Annotated in this window: 14 protein-coding genes, 1 pseudogene and 1 riboswitch; of the genes and pseudogenes, 8 read left to right on the forward strand and 7 right to left on the reverse strand. The window is 65.1% G+C overall.

Features of this window, described 5'->3' with window-relative positions:
* Positions 1 to 29 precede the first annotated feature (29 nt).
* Positions 30 to 2,300 (reverse strand): LTA synthase family protein, encoded by a 2,271-nt coding sequence (locus tag PG896_RS12605; RefSeq protein WP_052814902.1) that lies wholly within the window; start codon positions 2,298 to 2,300, stop codon positions 30 to 32.
* Positions 2,301 to 2,551: 251 nt separating this feature from the next.
* Here PG896_RS12605 and PG896_RS12610 point away from each other — a divergent pair, with 251 nt between their 5' ends.
* Positions 2,552 to 3,646, forward strand: coding sequence for a hypothetical protein (locus tag PG896_RS12610; RefSeq protein ID WP_010674362.1), 1,095 nt, complete (start codon positions 2,552 to 2,554; stop codon positions 3,644 to 3,646).
* Between the two features lie 114 nt (positions 3,647 to 3,760).
* On the opposite strand, the gene lysC is transcribed toward PG896_RS12610, so the two are convergent.
* A complete protein-coding gene (gene lysC / locus PG896_RS12615; RefSeq protein WP_052814901.1) occupies positions 3,761 to 5,113 on the reverse strand; it encodes a lysine-sensitive aspartokinase 3 in 1,353 nt (450 codons plus the stop codon).
* A gap of 87 nt (positions 5,114 to 5,200) precedes the next feature.
* Positions 5,201 to 5,425: riboswitch (Lysine riboswitch) on the reverse strand.
* 109 nt (positions 5,426 to 5,534) lie between these two features.
* Positions 5,535 to 6,863, reverse strand: a complete 1,329-nt coding sequence (gene argA, locus PG896_RS12620) for an amino-acid N-acetyltransferase (RefSeq protein WP_010674364.1) — start codon at positions 6,861 to 6,863, stop codon at positions 5,535 to 5,537.
* Between the two features lie 252 nt (positions 6,864 to 7,115).
* On the opposite strand from argA, the gene msrA reads away from it, so the two are divergent.
* Positions 7,116 to 7,748, forward strand: coding sequence for a peptide-methionine (S)-S-oxide reductase MsrA (msrA, locus tag PG896_RS12625; RefSeq protein WP_010674365.1), 633 nt, complete (start codon positions 7,116 to 7,118; stop codon positions 7,746 to 7,748).
* Positions 7,749 to 8,050: 302 nt separating this feature from the next.
* On the opposite strand, the gene PG896_RS12630 is transcribed toward msrA, so the two are convergent.
* The 3 genes from PG896_RS12630 to PG896_RS12640 are packed head-to-tail and all read right to left on the reverse strand — an operon-like array spanning position 8,051 to position 9,301.
* Positions 8,051 to 8,386, reverse strand: a complete 336-nt coding sequence (locus PG896_RS12630) for a DUF3802 family protein (RefSeq protein ID WP_010674366.1) — start codon at positions 8,384 to 8,386, stop codon at positions 8,051 to 8,053.
* Positions 8,387 to 8,446: 60 nt separating this feature from the next.
* On the reverse strand, positions 8,447 to 8,926 hold the full coding sequence (locus PG896_RS12635; RefSeq protein WP_029314371.1) for a GNAT family N-acetyltransferase: 480 nt from the start codon (positions 8,924 to 8,926) through the stop codon (positions 8,447 to 8,449).
* 3 nt (positions 8,927 to 8,929) lie between these two features.
* Entirely contained in the window at positions 8,930 to 9,301 is a 372-nt protein-coding gene (locus PG896_RS12640) for an MmcQ/YjbR family DNA-binding protein (RefSeq protein ID WP_039038958.1), read from the reverse strand.
* A gap of 106 nt (positions 9,302 to 9,407) precedes the next feature.
* Between PG896_RS12640 and PG896_RS12645 the strand changes: the two genes are divergently transcribed.
* Positions 9,408 to 10,202, forward strand: a complete 795-nt coding sequence (locus tag PG896_RS12645) for an alpha/beta fold hydrolase (RefSeq protein ID WP_010674369.1) — start codon at positions 9,408 to 9,410, stop codon at positions 10,200 to 10,202.
* Between the two features lie 15 nt (positions 10,203 to 10,217).
* Here PG896_RS12645 and PG896_RS12650 read toward each other — a convergent pair whose 3' ends face one another.
* Positions 10,218 to 11,195 (reverse strand): LysR family transcriptional regulator, encoded by a 978-nt coding sequence (locus tag PG896_RS12650; protein WP_080989993.1) that lies wholly within the window; start codon positions 11,193 to 11,195, stop codon positions 10,218 to 10,220.
* 61 nt (positions 11,196 to 11,256) lie between these two features.
* Between PG896_RS12650 and PG896_RS12655 the strand changes: the two genes are divergently transcribed.
* From PG896_RS12655 to PG896_RS12675, 5 genes and pseudogenes are all read left to right on the forward strand, one after another.
* Positions 11,257 to 12,954 carry an L-lactate permease gene (locus tag PG896_RS12655; RefSeq protein WP_052815658.1) on the forward strand — a complete coding sequence of 566 codons (1,698 nt, stop codon included), beginning with the start codon at positions 11,257 to 11,259 and terminating at the stop codon, positions 12,952 to 12,954.
* 12 nt (positions 12,955 to 12,966) lie between these two features.
* The gene (locus PG896_RS12660) at positions 12,967 to 13,788 is read left to right on the forward strand and encodes a (Fe-S)-binding protein (protein WP_080989992.1); all 822 of its coding nucleotides are present in this window, start codon (positions 12,967 to 12,969) and stop codon (positions 13,786 to 13,788) included.
* The gene (locus tag PG896_RS12665; protein WP_270835771.1) at positions 13,781 to 15,217 is read left to right on the forward strand and encodes a LutB/LldF family L-lactate oxidation iron-sulfur protein; all 1,437 of its coding nucleotides are present in this window, start codon (positions 13,781 to 13,783) and stop codon (positions 15,215 to 15,217) included. Before PG896_RS12660 ends, PG896_RS12665 begins: the two co-directional genes overlap by 8 nt.
* A 1-nt stretch (position 15,218) precedes the next feature.
* On the forward strand, positions 15,219 to 15,863 hold the full coding sequence (locus PG896_RS12670) for a LutC/YkgG family protein (RefSeq protein WP_161646650.1): 645 nt from the start codon (positions 15,219 to 15,221) through the stop codon (positions 15,861 to 15,863).
* Positions 15,863 to 18,064: pseudogene (locus PG896_RS12675) on the forward strand (FAD-binding and (Fe-S)-binding domain-containing protein); the annotation flags it as partial. The gene PG896_RS12670 and the pseudogene PG896_RS12675, both read left to right, overlap by 1 nt.
* Positions 18,065 to 18,156: the final 92 nt, after the last annotated feature.

Raw genomic sequence — 18,156 nt, forward strand, 5'->3', positions numbered from 1 at the left:
AGGATCTGTGTCCCTCGTGTCTCAATCGATCAGGGCAATGCATCGGGCCGGAAGCTGGCGCGGATCTGCGGCACCAGGGGGGAGGGGTCGAAGCCTTTCTCCTCCCCGAGCACCGGGTGGAGCAGGGGTTGGTCACGGATGGGGGTGAGGTCCCCCGCCAGCAGTTGCCTTGTGGCCTGCCCCATCTGGTAGAGCTGGCGCACCGGGCCGAACTGGCGGGCGAGATCCAGCCCGTCCCCGGCCCGGGTGAAGGCCATCATGGGGATCTGGTAGCTGGCATCCCGTGGCGGTTTGGTGCCGTGGATACCCTTGCCCGCCGACATCAGGAAGGGCTGGTGATCCCCGAAGGCCACCACCAGGTAGCGCTTGCCGGAGTTGTCCAGGGTCTTGAGCAGCCGCTCCAGGGAGGCCATGGCATCCACCACCCCGGTGTAGTAGGTGTTGAGCAACTGGGTATCCGCCGGGCTCTGATCCGGGCAGGCGCCGCTGCGCTGCTGGGCCCGGTAGCGATCCCCGTCGAAGGGGCCGTGCCCCTGCATGGTGACCGCGTAGGCGAACAGGGGCTGATCGTCCTGGTTGCTGCGTTTGAGCAGGTGATCGATGAGGGCATCGTCGGAGATGTAGAGCCCCTTGTGCTCGAGGGCGGTGAAGCGGGTATCGAACCAGCGCTCCTGATAGCCGAGGGCCGGGATCGCCTTGGCGCGGCCCCAGAACTTCTCCACATAGGGGTGGGCGAACAGGGTCTGGTAGCCGCTTTGGGCTGCACTGCGCGCAAGGCCGGGCACCTTGTCCGAGAGGTAGTAGTAGGGCACCACCCCCTGTTTGAGCAGGCCCACCGGCAGGCCGGTGTTCATCTCGAACTCCGCCAGCACCGTCATGCCCCCCGTGGTGGGGGAGTGGATGGTCTTGCGCCATTGGGCCACGCTGGCGGGCAGGCTCAAGATGGGGGCGGGGGCGCAGAGACGGCCCTGCCAGTCAAGCCAGAGCGACTCGTATTGCAGCACGATCACCAGATCGAAGCTGGGAGCCCTGGGCTGGGCGGGCAGGCTCAGCTCCGGGGTGCGCTCGTTGATCTGCAAGGGGTAGCGAAACACGTTGCCGCTTTGCAGCATCTCGTCCACCAGGTTGAACAGGTAGAGGCCGGGGCCGGCGCGGATGATGTCCCTGTGGTAGTTCACCGCCCTGTCCACGTAGCGGATGTTGGCCCCGAGCAGCTTGTTGCCGGTCTGGGTGGCGAACACGCAGAGGGCGAAGAAGGCGGCGGTGGCGGCGGTGGTGCGCAGCAAGCCCCGCAGGATCCAGCGGGAGAGGGCTAAGCGCCACACCAGAAAGAGGAGCCCCAGCACGACGAGCACCGGCACCACAGGGTGCTGATCGAGCAGGATGTGCAGCAGGGCCAGCAGGTTGCCCAGATCGTCCCCCCCCAGCGGCACCCCGTAGATGGCGATCTTCATGAAGTTGGCGAGCAGCCCGATGCCCGAGAGGGCGGTGAAGAGCAGCCCCATATAGAGGCTGAAGCCTGCGAGGGCGCAGAGGCTCCAGCCCAGCACCATGCTGCCCCAGGCGAGGTAGTAGTGCTCGGGCCGAAAGCCCGACCAGAACAGGAATTCCCCCAGCTTGAACACCACGAAGCCGTGGAGCAGCACGAAGGTGAGGTTGCCGAGCAGCAGGCTGCCTGCCACCCGGGCGCGGTAGCTTCGGCGCAGCCGCGGCAGCAGGGTCTTGAGCACGGCGGCGCTCACCAGCAGCACCAGCAGCAGGCTGGTCATCAGGTAGAGGAGGTTGAAACCGCGCTCCGGCAGGGTCTGGAGGATCTGGCTGTATTCGGCGCTCTCCGGCCTGTCTGCCAGCAGCAGCCCGATGCGCAGCTGGTAGCGGCTGTCCAGGGCGTCGTCGGGGGCGCGCAGGGCGCTGTTGAGGCTCAGGGTGCAGCGCTCCTTGCGGCACTTCTGGCGCTTGTCCACCGCCTGGCTCAGCTGATCGATGCGCACCCCTTTGTCGTTGAGCAGCTCCACCCGCACCTTGTCTCCCTCCTGCAGGGGTTTGAGCAGTTGCCACTGGCTGCGCACCACCAGATAGAAGCCCCGGTTGTCACTTTTGTAGAGCAGGCTGTAGCGATTGAGGGTCGCGATGGGCTGATCCGCCGGGCCCAGAATGAGGGGGGCGGCACGCCCGAGCCAGCTGACGGGGTTGAGCAGCGGCAGGGCGAGGGTCAGCAGCAGCAGGGCGGTCAGCAGACCCAGCAACAGCCCGGCCAGGGGCTGGGAGGCGGGGCGGTGGCCGGTGACGGGGGCATTCATAAGGGCTCATCCTTGGAGCGGTCATGGCAGCGACGACTGCCTCTATTTTGACCCGATGGTGCGTGGCTTGTTCCTTGATGTCAATTTGATGACAACAAGATGAATATTCCGTGATGAGCACTGTGAAGCAATTTGTGATCCCGATCCGCCAGGGGCACTCATTCTGTGATGAAAGCGTCATCATGAGCCTTTGCTGCTGGTCTGGGAGGGGGGCGCTGTTTAGTCTCTCAGTAACGGTTGGAGGTACATGTATGAATCCCAAAGTTGCGGCGCGTCAGGCCAGATTGCTCCAGATGCTGGAGAGCAAAGAAGAGATCCGGATCGGGCGGGAGCGGGACTGCCCCCTGCCGCTGCCCCAGCTCGTCCGGCTGACCGAGGATCACCCGGACGTCGTCAAGGTCTACGGTCACGGGCTCACCGCCGAGGTGTTCCATCTCAAGGTGGAGGGGCACCACTGGTGCCTGAAACGCTGCCGCCAGGACTCTCTGGTGGCCAATGTGGACGGCAAGACCGCCTTTCTCACCGAGCTGGAGCGGCGTCGGGAGATAGAGAGCCTGCGGGAGCTGCACCCCACCATCCTCTCCAACGTGGTCTGTACCAGTTTCGGCTCCGCCCGGGCCGGGGTGCTGGTCTCCCCCTGGTTGCGGGGGGAGCCGGTGCGCACGCTCTGCGAGCGCAACCTGGCGCAGATGCTGGCGGTGGAGGCGGAGCTGGCCCGCTGGGGCTGGTTTGACTGGGATCCGAGCCCGGGCAACCTGCTGGATGACGGCCAGCATATCTCGGTGTTCGATTTTGGCTACATGTGGCCCTTCGATCCCCTGCACGAGTTCAACTCCAACGGCCTCACCGATCCCGACTTCCACGTGCCTGAGCGGCTGGAAACCCGCACCCTCTCCGGGCTCTGGCTGGACGAGGCGGATCCCTTGCCGCTGTTTCGCCGCTGGCGCGAGCTCTGCCTCGCCTGGGCCAGGGGAGAGCTGCAATACCTGTCGCGGGAGGGGGCGAGCGCCCCCGTGCTGGCGCGGATGCAGGGACTGGTGGGGGAGTGGAGTGCGGCGCTGGCAAGCGACGAGGCGCTGGCGGCCAACTGGTGGCGCGACATGTACCGCAGCCATCGGCTCGACATCCTGGACGACCTCAGCGGCAAGAGCTGCGGCCCGCTCACCTTGCGCCGTCTCGACTGGCTGGAGCAGGCGGTACGGGAGCACTTCCCGGCCCTGGTGGACAATCTGGCCCCTGACGAAGCGGGGCTCGGTCAGGCCGGGTTGCTGCAACGGCTGGGAGGGCTGCGCGAGCAGATCCGGGCCAATCTGCTGCCCACCCGGGCCACCCTGGTCACCAGCTGATGGTGAAAGAAGAGTGACAAGAGGGGCGCCGCGGCGCCCCTCTTTGCTGAGTGGGGAAGGCCGCCCCGGGTGATGGGGCGGACGAGGCTTGTGGTGTGCCAGCGCCGGGGCGACTCAGTCGAGCAGTTCCCGGTGCAGGCAGTTGACGATGTGGCCCGCCTCGTCCTCTTTGACCAGGAAGCAGAGGTTGTGGGCGCTGGCGCCGTAGCAGATCATCCGGATGTTGTGCTCGCGGATGGCGTCGAACACCTGGCTGCCCACCCCGGCCGCTTCGCTCATGCGGTTGCCGATGAGCGCCACCAGGGCGAAACCGGTCTCCACTTCCACCTTGCACAGCTGGCCGAGCTCCGCCAGCACCTTGTCGTTCAGGATGGGTTCGCCGTTGCTCTGGCTGCCGGTGTGATCCAGGGTCAGGGAGACGCTCACCTCGGAGGTGGTGATGAGATCCACCGAGATGCGGTGACGGGCCAGGACGCCGAACACCTCGGCCAGGAAGCCGTAGGCGTGGAACATGTTGAGGCTGTGCAGGGTCACCAGCACCTGCTGGCGGCGCAGGGCCACGGCCCGGAACAGCGGGTTGCTGCGGGTGGTGGCGCGGATCCAGGTGCCACCGGCGGCGGGATCCTTGGCGGAGCCCACGAACACCGGGATGTCCTGGCGCAGCGCGGGTTGCAGGGTAGCCGGGTGCAGCACCTTGGCGCCGAAGGTGGCCATCTCCGCCGCCTCCACGAAGCTGATTTCGGGGATGGGGCGGGCGCGGGTAACCAGGCGGGGATCCGTGGTGTAGATGCCGGGCACGTCGGTCCAGATCTCGATGCTGCCAGCGTCCAGTGCCTCGGCCAGGAGGGCCGCGCTGTAGTCGGAGCCGCCACGGCCGAGGGTGGTAGTGCGGCCATCGCCGTCGGCACCGATGAAGCCCTGGGTGATGACCAGGCTGTCACCCAGCAACGGGCCCACCGCCTGCTGGCAGAGGGCGCGGGTCGCCGCGAGATCCACGGTGGCCTTGCCAAAGCGGCTGTCGGTGCGCAGCAGTTGGCGCGCATCCTGCCACTGGGCCTTGACCCCGCGCTGGTGCAGGAGTTCGGTGAAGAGACGGGTGGACATCAGCTCGCCGCAGGCGATGAGGCGATCGGCGAGTTCGGCGTCGGTGTGCTGACTGGCCTGACGGGCCATGGTGCGAATGTCGCCGAGCTGGGCATGGATGAGGGCGCTCACGTCGCTCGGGTTGCCAAGGGCGGCCAGAATGGCCAGCTGGATGTCGGCAAGCCTGGCAAGCTGGGCATCCTGTCCGGCTTCGTCCAGTTCACCCTGAGCCAGGCTCACCAGCAGGTTGGTGACGCCGGCGCTGGCGCTCAGCACCACCACCCGGGTCGCCGGATTGGCCAGCACCACGTCGGCGCAGTGGTTCATGGCCGCGGCATTGGCGACGCTGGTTCCGCCAAACTTGGCGACATTGATCGGGTTCATTGCATACTCCTGTCTCAAGGTGAAAATCCGGTTTCATCGGGCAAATAGAGAGGAGGAGGCAAAAAATGGCAGGAAAACGCGAGGATCCCGGCCAGAAGCACTCCACCTGCAGAGCCCATCCCGTACCCGCCCCAAGTGGGGCGCGGTGTGGGATGACCACTACCGATGACAACCCGGGGGATTCAGCCCCCGCAGCCGACGTGGCGGTGTCCAGTCACTCGCCTCGTCTCGGCGCTGCTCCCCCTGACCCAAGTTCACCGGACACTGGTGTCCTCCCCTGGGCTGCCTGGGCAGCGCTCCTCTTCTGGTGCCACCTGTGACAGGTGGCGTGCATGTACAAATACCTTGGTCTGGATTGCACTGTCAATCGAGTTCGTAAAAAAGAACAAAATTGACGGTAACCAGGCACAAGATCAATCAGTTACGAAATGGTCTTGGACAAAACCTTGGAACGACGCTGCCAGTTGTAGAAGCGCTGGCGCTCCACCGGCAGATCTTCGACTTCCAGGGGATCGAAGCCCCGCTCCCGGAACCAGTGGATGGAGCGGGTGGTGAGCACGAACAGGCGACGGATGCCGAGCCGCCTGGCCCGTTCGGCCACCTTGGCGATCAGGGTGTCTCCCCGGTTGGAGTTGCGATACTCCGGGTGGATGGCGACGCAGGCCATCTCGGCCATGGCTTCTTCCATGAAGCAATAGAGCGCGGCGCAGCCGATGATGAGGCCGTCCCGCTCGATGATGGTGAACTTGTCTATCTCCATCTCCAGCTGCTCCCGGGAGCGGCGCACCAGGATCCCTTCCTCTTCCAGCGGACGGATGAGATCCAGGATGCCGCCGATGTCCTCAATGGTGGCGGCCCGGGCCCGCTCGGCGCTTTCGCGCACGATCTGGGTACCCAGCCCCTCGCGGCTGAACAGCTCCTGCAGCATGGCGCCGTCGTCCTGATAGCTCACCAGGTGGGAGCGGGGTACGCCACCCCGGCAGGAGGCGATGGCCGCGCGCAGGTAGCGGGCGGTGCCTGACATCTCTTCCCCCGCCTGCTCCAGCGCCACCAGCAGCTCTTCGGCCTGCTCGGGGAAGAGCTCGGAGATGGCCTCCCCGTGCCTGTCCATTACCCCCTGGGTGCTGCTGAAGCAGATGAGCTTGTCGGCTTTGAGATCCACCGCCACCCGGCGGGCTACCTCTTCCGAGCTCAGGTTGAAGCTCTCGCCGGTGACCGAGCAGCCAATGGGGGAGATGAGCACCAGGCCGTGCTGATCCAGCTGGCGGGTGATCCCCTCCACATCGATGCGACGCACCCGGCCGCTGTGGCAGAAGTCGATGCCGTCATCCACACCCAGCGGCTGGGCGGTGACGAAGTTGCCGCTCACCACGCTGATGCGGGCCCCCTGCATGGGTGTGTTGGCGAGCCCCATGGAGAGCTGGGCGGTGATGTCGTATTGCAGACCGCCGCACACCTGCTTGATGATGGCGAAACTGGCATCGTCGGTGACCCGGATCCGCTTGTGATACTGGGCCTGGATGCCGGCGCGGGCCAGGGCCTCGTCATTTTGCGGACGCGAACCAAACACCAGTACCAGGCGGATCCCCAAGGTCTGCAGCAGGGCGATGTCGCTGACGATGTTGGCGAAATTGGGGTGACAAATGGCTTCCCCGCCGATCATCAGGACGAAGGTGGCACCCCGGTGCACATTGACATAAGGGGTGGATTGCCGAAAGGCATGGACCAAGCTGGGTTCGCGTTCACGCACGTGTTTCATTCCATAAAAAAGCAGCAATTTGCCCAATATATGAAAATAAATTCACAAATCAAGACTAAATATCGACTTGGTGTTTTTTTGTCGCCATTTTGACCAGTGCGGGCGGGGAGGGGAAGACGCAGGCGAGGGCGGGAGGGTCGCCCCGGGGGCCGCTCCCTGGTTGATCCGGGCTAATAACCTGATATCTTCGGTGTTCCTTTTCGTCAGCCGCATTGCGCGGGGTTTTATACAAGGACAGGGCATATGGAGCAGATTATTTCACCGGCAGAGGCGCTGCCGGGACGGCGGGAAGCGCTGGAGATTGGCCAGGTGCACGCAGTAAACGGCCACCCGACCCAGGGGCCCTGGCCCGAGGGGATGGAGCTTGCCTGGTTCGGCATGGGCTGTTTCTGGGGTGTGGAGCGTCTGTTCTGGCAGCAGCCCGGGGTCTATTCCACCGCCGCCGGGTATCAGGGGGGGCTGACCCCCAATCCCACCTACAAGGAGGTGTGCAGCGGCCTGACCGGCCACGCCGAGACGGTGCAGGTGGTGTTCGATCCCAAGGTCATCAGCTATGGGGATCTCGTGAAGCTGTTCTGGGAACACCATGATCCGGCCCAGGGGATGCGCCAGGGTGGCGACATCGGCACCCAGTATCGCTCCGTCATCTTCGTCGGGGACGACACCCAGGAGGCGATTGCCCAGCAGAGCCTGGCCGCCTACCAGCAGGCCATGACGGCGAGCGGTGACGGGCGCACCATCACCACCCGCATCCTGCCGCTGGCCCCCTTCTATTACGCCGAGGATTATCACCAGCAATATCTGGAGAAGAATCCCGAGGGGTATTGCGGCCTGGGGGGCATCGGCGTCTGCCTGCCTCCCAGCCTGAATCGCTGAGGCGTCATTGCATACCACGGGGGCCATCAGGCCCCCGTGTCATTGTGATGAAAAATAATTGAAAAAAATGCGTCAGGTGGGGAACTAAACTGAACCCTGGCTGACCAACAGGGTAGCGACCACGGATGGTTGCCAAGACCAGACACATTTTTTTGCCCCGAAATTCATTACTCTGACAAGCGCGATGAATTGACAATGCTAGCAAGCAGGGCTGCCCGATGAGGCGGCCCTTTTCATTGGGCGTCCCGCCTCACTCCTCGCCTCATTGCATCTCGTCCCCTTGCCGTCACGGCAGGGGGGGGTCAGCTGATGGTGCTGTCGAACAGGTTCTTGATGAGGTCGATGAACTCGATGAGGAAGGCTTGCTGGGCTTCGCTGGGGGCGGACAACCAGACGGCGGAGAGCACCTCTTCCAGGTCGGCGACCACGGCATCGGCCTCCTGCATGATCAGGAAGCGCACCTTGGGGTCGAGCTGGGGGTTCTGCTCGCAGATGGCCATCAGGTTGTCGGCCACCCGGCTGCTCACCAGATCCTCGATGGTCTGGGCGCCGCCGCCTTGTTGCTGGCTCTCGAACAGACCCAGACTCTCTACCAGATACTCGATCAGCGCAATGTAACCGTCGCTCTCTACCACCATGATGGCTGCCCTTTCTTCATTGCCTTGGGGAAATGGTGCGTATTTTAGTGGCTGAACCCGTCATGGCAAGCGGCAGTGGAGCCGATGGCGGATAAATTGGACACCGCCGCGCTCCACCGTCTCCAATCCGGTCAGCAGGAAGCCGTGACGCAGGAAGAGAGCGAGGCTGAAGGCGCTCGCCTCCGTGGTGAGGCTGCCAAGTCCCATCTGGCTGGCGGCTGCCAGCACCCGCTCCAGCAGCAGGGTGCCGAGCCCCTGGCGCGGATGATCCGCGCTCACGTAGAGCAGGCTGAGATGACCGTCATCGCTCAGGGTGGCAAAGCCAAGGGGCACATCGTCTTGCTCGATGACCCAGCCATGGTGCTCGCGCAACTGGCTGGCAAGCCCCGGGTGATGGGCGCCCCTGGCCCACTGCTCCACCTGCTCCGGGCTATAGTGTGCAGGCCCCAGGCGGCGTACCGACTGCTCGAACAGATCCAAAAGCCTTGGTATGTGCGCCTCCTCGAGGGGGACGATGCGAGGAGAAGAAAGAGACGGCATGGATCAACCCTCCCTGATGGTCGCGCGGGGGGCCTGGGGCCGCTTCGCCCTGGGCAGACCCGCCACCACCCGCTCATAGGAGTGGACTATCCAGCCCTGCCAGAGATCGTCAGACAGGCCTTCACTCAGGGTCACCGTGTTCCAGTGCTGCTTGTTCATGTGCCAGCCCGGTTTCACCTCGGGGTGGATCTCCCGCAGCAGCAGGGCGAGCTCGGGTTCGCACTTCAGGTTGATGGAGAGGGGCTCCGCCTGCCAGTCCACCAGGGCAAACATCTTGCCGGCGATGCGGTAGACCAGGATCTCCGGGCCGAAGGGGGTGTCCTCGGTGGCGCCGGGCTGGCTGAGCAAAAATTCACGCAATTGAACGAGGGTCATGGGGACTCCAGGCTGGTCCGATCATGGTGGAAGCATGTTCACCGGGGTGAGCCTTCTGTTAATATGCGCGCCGAGTATACCCCCCATCACCCCGGGAGCCCATGAGATGTTGTACCACAAGACCTTTGAACTGGGTCCCGATCGGGATTGGGTGGTGTTCGTGCACGGTGCGGGCGGCAGCTCCTCCATCTGGTTCAAGCAGTTGCGGGCCTACCGGGAGCACTTCAACGTGCTGCTGCTGGACCTTCGCGGTCACGGCCAGTCCAACCAGCTGCAGCAGGTGGTAAAGGGGCACTACAGCTTTCGGGCCGTGACCGAGGATATCCTGCGCCTGCTGGATCACCTGCGCATCCCCCACGCCCATTTTGTCGGCATCTCTCTTGGCACCATCCTCATCCGCCACCTGGCGGAGCTTCGCCCCGAGCGGGTCAAGAGCATGGTGCTCGGCGGCGCCATCCTGCGTCTCGACATCCGCTCCCGGGTGCTGGTGCAGCTTGGTCGCCTCGGCCAGCACTTCCTGCCCTACATGTGGCTCTACCGCCTGTTCGCCTTCATCATCATGCCGCGCCAGCACCATCAGGAGTCCCGCAACCTCTTCGTGCGCGAGGCCAGAAAGCTGTGCCAGAAGGAGTTCAAGCGCTGGTTCCGTCTCGCCACCGAGGTGAACCCCCTGATGCGCTACTTTCGCGAGCGGGCCCTGCCCATTCCCACCCTCTACGTGATGGGGGAGGAGGATCACATGTTCCTCGCCCCGGTGCGCGAGCAGGTGGCCCGCGACCCTTACAGCCGCCTCGAAATCATCGAAAAGTGCGGCCACGTCTGCAACGTGGAGCAGCCGGATCACTTCAACCGCCAGTCCCTGGCGTTTCTCTCCCGTCAGGCGGCGTCATCCGCCCTCTGAGGCCCGACAAGGGCCTCAGAGGAAGTAGTGGCCAATCTCCAGATAGCGCTGGCGGATGTGCTCGATGAGCAGCCTTATCTTGCGCGGCGGCTGGCGGGTGAAGGGGTAGACGGCGTAGATGCCGAGCTTCTTGCCCACCCGGTCGGGAAACAAGTCCACCAGATCCCCCTGCATCAGGTCGTGATAGACCAGACAGCGCGGCACATAGACGATGCCGCGCCCCCCCAGCGCCGCCTTGCGCAGGGCGCCGGCGTTGTCGGTTGAAAAGCTCCCCGACACCGACACCAGATAGTTGCCCTCTTCCCCCTTGAAGGCCCACTCCGAGGCCCCCGTGCTCTGGTAGGCGTAGCGCAGGCAGTTGTGGGCGAGCAAGTCTGACGGCTCCCGCGGCGCCCCGAAGCGGCGCACATAGGCGGGGGCGGCGCAGATGACCCACTGGGAGTCGAGAATGTGGCGGGCAATCAGGCTCGAGTCATCCAGATAGCCGGTGCGAATGACCAGATCGAACCCCTCTTCCACCAGGTTGACGAAGCGGTTGTCCAGCGACATCTCCACCGTGAGCCCCGGGTGCTGCTGGCAAAAATCGGCCACCGCATCGGCGAGCAAGAGCTCCCCCGAGATGGTGGGCACCGACATCCGCACATGACCGCTCACCTTTTCACCAAATCCCGCCACCGCGTCGAAGGCGTCCAGTGCGGCGGCCTTCACATTTTTGGCACCTTGATAGAGCGCCTTGCCCGCCTCGCTCAGGGTGAGCCGGCGGGTGGTGCGATAGAGGAGCTGGACCCCGAGCTCCTCCTCAAGACGCCCGATCCGCTTGCTAACCACTGAATTTGTCAGGGAATTTTGTTCCGCTACCTTGCTGAAGGATCCGGCCTCCACCACCTGGGCGAAGAGGATGAGGTCGTCGGTACTGGCCATATTGATCAACTTTTGGAACGAATGTTGTTCATTATTTCCATATATCGCGAAAAAGGAACAGGGTAAGGTCACGTCCGCTTAACAAAACAACAACAAGGTGCGCCTCTGCACCCCTCTGGACAAGGACGCAATGATGACAGACACCCTGCTGGCCCTGGTGGCCTTCTCGCCGATCCTGGTGGCCGCCGTGCTGCTGGTCGGCCTCAACTGGCCCGCCAAGCGCGCCATGCCCGTCGCCTTCCTGTTGACCGTGTTCATCGCCCTCTGGGGCTGGCAGATGAGCCCAACCCGGGTCTTCGCCTCCACCCTGCAGGGGCTGGTGATCACGGTGACCGTGCTCTGGATCGTGTTCGGCGCCATCCTGATGCTCAACACCCTCAAACACACCGGCGCCATCACCGCCATTCGCGGCGGTTTTACCAACATCTCGCCGGACAGGCGCATCCAGGCCATCATCATCGCCTGGTGCTTCGGCGCCTTTATCGAAGGGGCCTCGGGTTTTGGCACCCCGGCCGCCATCGCCGCGCCGCTGCTGGTGGCCATCGGTTTTCCGGCGCTGGCCGCCGTGCTGCTCGGCATGATGATCCAGTCCACCCCGGTGTCGTTCGGCGCGGTGGGCACCCCCATCCTGGTGGGCATCAACAAGGGGCTGGATAACCAGGCCATCGGCCAGACCCTGAGCGCCGGTGGCAGCAGCTGGGACATCTATTTGCAGCAGGTGACCACCAACGTGGCCCTCATTCACGCCACCGTCGGCACCCTGATGCCGGTGCTGATGGTGATGATGCTGACCCGCTTCTTCGGCCGCAACCGCAGCTGGACAGAGGGGCTCTCCATCCTGCCCTTCGCGATATTCGCCGGGCTCGCCTTCACCGTCCCCTATGCCCTCACCGGCATGCTGCTCGGCCCCGAGTTCCCGTCCCTCATCGGCGGTCTGGTGGGGCTGGCCCTGGTGGTGACGGCGGCGCGAGCCGGTTTTCTGGTGCCCAAGAACTCCTGGGATTTCGCCCCCGAGAACGAGTGGCCCGCCGAGTGGCTGGGTTCCCTCAAGCTCGATCTCAAAGAGGCCGCTGGTCGCCCCATGTCGCTCATGCTGGCCTGGCTCCCCTATGTGGCGCTGGCGCTCCTGCTGGTGGCGAGCCGGGTGAGCCCGGAGTTCAAGGCAAGCCTCTTGTCGGTGAGCCTCGCCTTCACGGATCTGCTGGGTGAGAAGGGGGTCAGCTCCTCCATTGAGCCGCTCTACCTGCCGGGGGGCCTGCTGGTACTTTGCGCCCTGCTCGCCACCTGGCTGCAGTCGCGCTCCCTCGCCCCCTTCGGTCGGGCATTGGGGGAGTCCAGCCGCACCCTGATCGGCGCCGGTTTCGTGCTCATCTTCACCGTGCCCATGGTGCGCATCTTCATCAACTCCGGCGTCAACGGGGCGGATCTCGCCAGCATGCCGGTGACCACCGCGAATTTTGCCGCCGGGCTGGTGGGGGAGTTCTTCCCTGCGCTCAGCGCCACCATCGGCGCGCTGGGGGCCTTTATCGCCGGCTCCAACACGGTATCGAACATGATGTTCAGCCAGTTCCAGTTCGAGGTGGCCCAGACCCTGGGGGTCTCCACCGCCGCCATGCTGGCCCTGCAGGCAGTCGGCGCGGCTGCGGGCAACATGATCGCCATTCACAACGTGGTGGCGGCCTCGGCCACCGTGGGGCTGCTCGGCCGTGAGGGGGCGACGCTGCGCAAGACGGCGCTGCCGACCCTCTACTACCTGCTGGTCACCGGCCTTATCGGGCTGGTGCTCATGTACAGCTTCCACATCTCGGACGCACTGCTGCAGCTCAAGTAAGGAGAGCAAGTGATGAAGGTAATGCGGGTCTACCCGGCCAAGCCGGCCGATGTCTATCTCTACGCCACCTGTCTGGTGGACCTGTTCGACCCGGTGGCGGGGCTCGATGCCATCGCCCTGATCGAGCGGGAAGGGATAAGGGTGCACTTTGTCGAGAAACAGACCTGCTGCGGGCAGCCGGCCTACACCTCGGGTCACGAGGAGGAGGCGCGCAAGGTGGCGCAAAGCCAGATGGCGCTCTTCCCCGAGCCCTGGCCGGTGGTGGTGCTGTCGGGCTCCTGCGGCGGCATGATGCACCACCACTACCGCCGCCTCTTCCCCGAGAGCCCCGAGGTGGCCGATTTTTGCGATCGGGTGTTCGAGCTCACCGAGTTTCTGGCCCGGGTCTGCCGGGTGCGCTGGCACGGGGTGGGGGAGGCGAGCATCGTCATGCACACCTCCTGCTCGGCCCGGCGCGAGATGCAGGTACACACCACGGCCCGCAGCCTGCTGGGGCAGCTCGATGGCGTCACCTTGCATGAACAGGCCTACGAGAGCGAGTGCTGCGGTTTTGGCGGCACCTTCTCGGTGCGCCACCCCCACATCAGCCAGGCCATGGTGGAGGACAAGACCCGCCACCTGCTGGCCACCGGCGCCGACACCTTGGTGAGCGCCGACTGGGGGTGCCTCTTGAACATCAAGGGATCCCTGGCCTATCAGGGCAGGATCTTGCCTGCCACCCACCTGGCGAGCTTCCTGCTCGCCCACAGCCGCCCCGACAGTGACGAAATAGCTCATAACGGCGCCGCTGTTAGCGATTTGGCTCATACCAAAGAGGCCCAGCCCCATGTCTGATCACGCCAAGTATTCGCCGCGCCGCTTCCATCCCCAGGCCGAGGCGGCCCTGGCCGACCCCGTGCTGCGCCAGAATTTTCGCGGCGCCATGGATTACCTGCGCGCCAAGCGCCGGGATGCCTTCGCCGACCCGCAGGAAGAAGCGGCGGTGCGCGATGCGGCGGAGCAAATTCGCCAGCGCTGTCTCTCGCGCCTGCCGGACCTTTTGGAGCAGCTCGAAGCCAACTGTGAGCGCAACGGCATCCGGGTGCACTGGGCCCAGACGCCGGCCGAGGCCAACGCCATCATCCTCGGTATCGCCCAAAAAAACGGGGTGAGCAGCATCGTCAAGGGCAAGTCCATGGTGAGCGAGGAGGTAGGCTTCAACCACGAGATGGCGCGCCACGGCATCCGCTGCCTTGAGAGCGACATGGGGGAGTTTATCGTCCAGCTCGACGGCGACACCCCGTCCCACATCATCATGCCCGCCATCCACAAGAACAAGCAGGAGGTGAGCGACACCTTCGCAAGCAACCTGGAAGGCTTCACCCCCACCACGGACGTGGACGCCCTGATCCAGACCGGGCGGCGGGCCCTGCGCGAAGAGTTTCGCCGCGCCGGCATGGGGCTCTCCGGCGTCAACTTCGCGGTGGCCGAGACCGGCAGCCTGTGTCTGGTGGAGAACGAGGGCAACGGGCGCATGTGCACCACGGTGCCGAAAGTGCACGTGGCCATCACCGGTATCGAGAAGGTGGTGGAATTTTTGAGCGACGTGCCGCCCCTTTACAGCGCCCTGACCCGCTCGGCCACCGGACAGGCCATTACCACCTACTTCAACGTCATCAGCGGCCCGCGCCGGGCTGGGGAGCTGGACGGCCCGGACGAGGTGCACCTGGTGCTGCTCGACAACGGCCGCAGCCAGGCTTACCGGGACGAAGAGCTGCGCAAGACCTTGCAGTGCATCCGCTGCGGCGCCTGCATGAACCACTGCCCGGTCTACACCCGCATCGGCGGCCACGCCTACGGCACCATCTACCCGGGCCCCATCGGCAAAATCATCTCCCCCCACCTGCTGGGGTTAGAGAGCACGAGCGATCTGGTGACCGCATCGAGCCTGTGCGGTGCCTGCGGCGAGGTGTGCCCGGTCCGCATCCCCATTCCCGACCTGTTGCAGCGCCTGCGCCGGGAGGCCAAGCACGACGCCCAGCCCGGCCACGAACCGCTGGCGGGGCAGGGGGCGGCCAGGAGCCGGCTCGAAACCCTTGCCATGCAGGGCTTTGCCTTTGCCGCCACCCACCCGCGCCTCTACCACGCCGCAACCGGGGTGGCCGGTCGCCTGCGGGGCTTGATGCCCAAACACCTGGGCCCCTGGACCCAGTGCCGCGAAGCCCCCAAACCCGCCCCCCAGAGCCTGCACGCCCTGCTGCGCCAGAAGAAGAAGGAGTCCTGAGATGTCGAGCAAAGAGGCCATATTAAGCCGCCTGCGCGGCGCCGCCACCCCCATGGCCCACGCCCCCCATGGCTGGCAGCCCTGGCGCGGGGAGGATGATCAGGCGCGGCGTGAGCGCTTTGTTGCCGGGATCAGCGCCAGCCACGCCGAGATCCTCACAGTCCAACAGGCAACCCTGGCCCGGGATCTGGCCGTCTGGCTGGATGAAGAGGGCGTGACGAGTCTGGCCTGTGGTCAGGGCGGCCGTTGGCAGGAGGAGGTCGCGGCCGCTTGCGCCGGGCGATCTGTGTTGACCCCCGCAGGCGAGTTCGCGAGCTGGAAGGACGATCTGTTCGACGTCTGTCAGGCGGGCATCACCCACTGCGCGGGCGCCATCGCCGACACCGGCACGCTCGTGTTGCTGCCCGATGGCGGCGAGCCGCGCACCCTCTCGCTTGTGCCCCCCTGCCATATCGCCCTGCTGGCGGCCTCAACCATCGCCGACAACCTGGCGGGGCTGGTGGCGATCGGGCGCTGGCAGCAGGCCATGCCCACCAATCTGTTGCTGGTCTCCGGCCCCTCCAAGACCGCCGACATCCAGCAGACCCTGGCCTACGGCGCCCACGGCCCGAGCCGCCTCTTGGTGGTGCTGGTGGAGGATTGCTGATGCGCTGGAATGAATTTGACGCCGCCGTGCTCTCGCGCATCCCGCCGGAGCGGCTGGTGAGCGACCCGGATCTTCGGCTGGCCCACGGCACGGACGCCAGCTTCTACCGGCTGGTGCCCGAGCGCATCGTGCGCCTCGACTCTTTGGATGAAGTGCGTTTCGTGCTGGCGGTGTGCCGCGAATTGGGCCTGCCGTGCACCTTTCGCGCCGCCGGCACCAGCCTCTCGGGCCAGGCCCTGAGCGATTCGGTGCTCATCACCCTGACCGACAGCTGGCGCGGCCACCGCATTATGGACGAGGGGGCGCGCATTGCCCTGCAACCCGGGGTGATCGGCGCCGATGCCAACCGCTATCTGGCGCCTATGGGCCGCAAGATTGGGCCGGATCCCGCTTCCATCAATGCCTGCAAGCTCGGCGGCATCGCCGCCAACAACGCGAGCGGCATGTGCTGCGGCACCGCCCACAACAGCTATCACACCCTGCATGCCATGACCCTGCTGCTGGCCGATGGCACCGTGCTGGAGAGCGGCGACCCTCACAGTCGCGCCGCCTTTGCGGCCAAGCGTCCGGAGCTGCTCACGGGGCTCGCCGCCCTGCGCGTCGAGGTGCTGGCGAATGCCGAGCTTGCCGCCAAGATCCGCCACAAGTACCGGCTCAAGAACACTACCGGCTACGCCATCAATGCCCTGCTCGATCATGAGGACCCCGTCGATATCCTCACCCACCTGATGATCGGCTCGGAGGGGACCCTCGGCTTTATCGCCGAGGTGGTGCTCGATACCGTGCCCGAATACCCCCACAAGGCCTCGGCCCTGCTGGTGTTCCGGGACGCCGAGCAGGCCTGTCTGGCCACCTCGCGCCTGAAAAGTGCGCCGGTGGCGGCGGTGGAGCTGATGGATGGACGATCCCTTTGCTCGGTCGCGGGCAAGCCCGGCCTGCCGGACTTTATCAAGGCGCTGGATCTGGCTGCCTGCGCCTTGCTGATCGAAGTGCATGGGGAATCGAAAGAGGAGCTGGTGGATCGCTGCGAGCAGGTGATGGCCATGGCGGCCGAGTTCGCCCAGGTCGCCTCTGTGCCCTTTACCGGCGACAGTGCTGGGCTCTGGGCCATTCGCAAGGGGCTCTTCCCGGCGGTGGGGGCGGTGCGCACCACCGGCACCACCGTCATCATTGAGGATGTCGCCTTTCCCATCGAGCGTCTGGCCGAAGGGGTGGCGGGGCTGCAGCAACTGTTCGATCGCTTCGAATACGGTGAAGCCATCATCTTTGGCCACGCGCTGGAGGGGAACCTGCACTTCGTCTTTACCCAGGGGTTCGATGATCCGGCGCAGGTGGCCCGCTACGGTGCCTTTATGGATGCGGTGGCGGAGCTCGTCGCCGTGCGCTTTGGCGGGTCGCTCAAGGCAGAGCACGGTACCGGGCGCAACATGGCCCCCTATGTGGAGCTGGAATGGGGGCCGGAGGGGGTGGCGCTGATGCGCCGCATCAAGGCGCTGCTGGACCCGGACGGCCTGCTCAATCCTGGCGTCATCATCAACGATGACCCCAAGGCCCACCTGGCCCACCTCAAGCCCATGCCGGCGAGCGATGCCATCGTGGATCCGTGCATCGAGTGCGGCTTTTGCGAGGCGGTCTGCCCCTCGCGCACCCTGTCGCTGTCGCCGCGCCAGCGCATCGTGCTTTACCGCGAACTGGCCCGCCGCAATCGTGCCGATGAGCCCTCCAACCAGCTGGCCCAGCTATTTGACTATCAGGGCATCGATACCTGCGCCGCCACCGGGCTGTGCGCCGATCGCTGCCCGGTGGGCATCAACACTGGCAGCCTGATCAAGAAGCTGCGTAGCGAAAAGTACCAGCGCTTTGTGCCCATCGCCCGCTGGAGCGCCGATCACTTCGCCGGCGTTACCCGCGCGGCCCGTGGGTCTCTCGGCCTCAAAGCCATTGCCGGCAAGCTGCTGGGAGACAAGGCGCTGGCAGGATTGGTGGGGGGCGTGCGCAAGCTCAGCGGCCAGCGCACCCCCGCCTGGTTGCCCACCCTGCCGGGGCCGAGCCGCTACCAATGGCTGCAAGGGGAGGGGAGCCATGACGGATCCAGCGAGCGCGCTGTGGTCTATCTGCCGTCGTGTGCCAGCCGGGTATTCGGCCAGCAGGAGGAGGCCCCGTCACTGCCGGACGTGGTGCAATCCTTGCTCAATAAAGCCGTCATTCCGCACCTAATTTTGCTATTTTCAGTGCTTGACGGCGATCGGCCGTTCTGATCTATTACTCTCTTTTGCAGGTAGATCATCATGGC

The organism is Aeromonas sp. QDB30, from assembly GCF_027707645.1.
In the GTDB taxonomy this organism is placed as follows: domain Bacteria; phylum Pseudomonadota; class Gammaproteobacteria; order Enterobacterales; family Aeromonadaceae; genus Aeromonas; species Aeromonas caviae.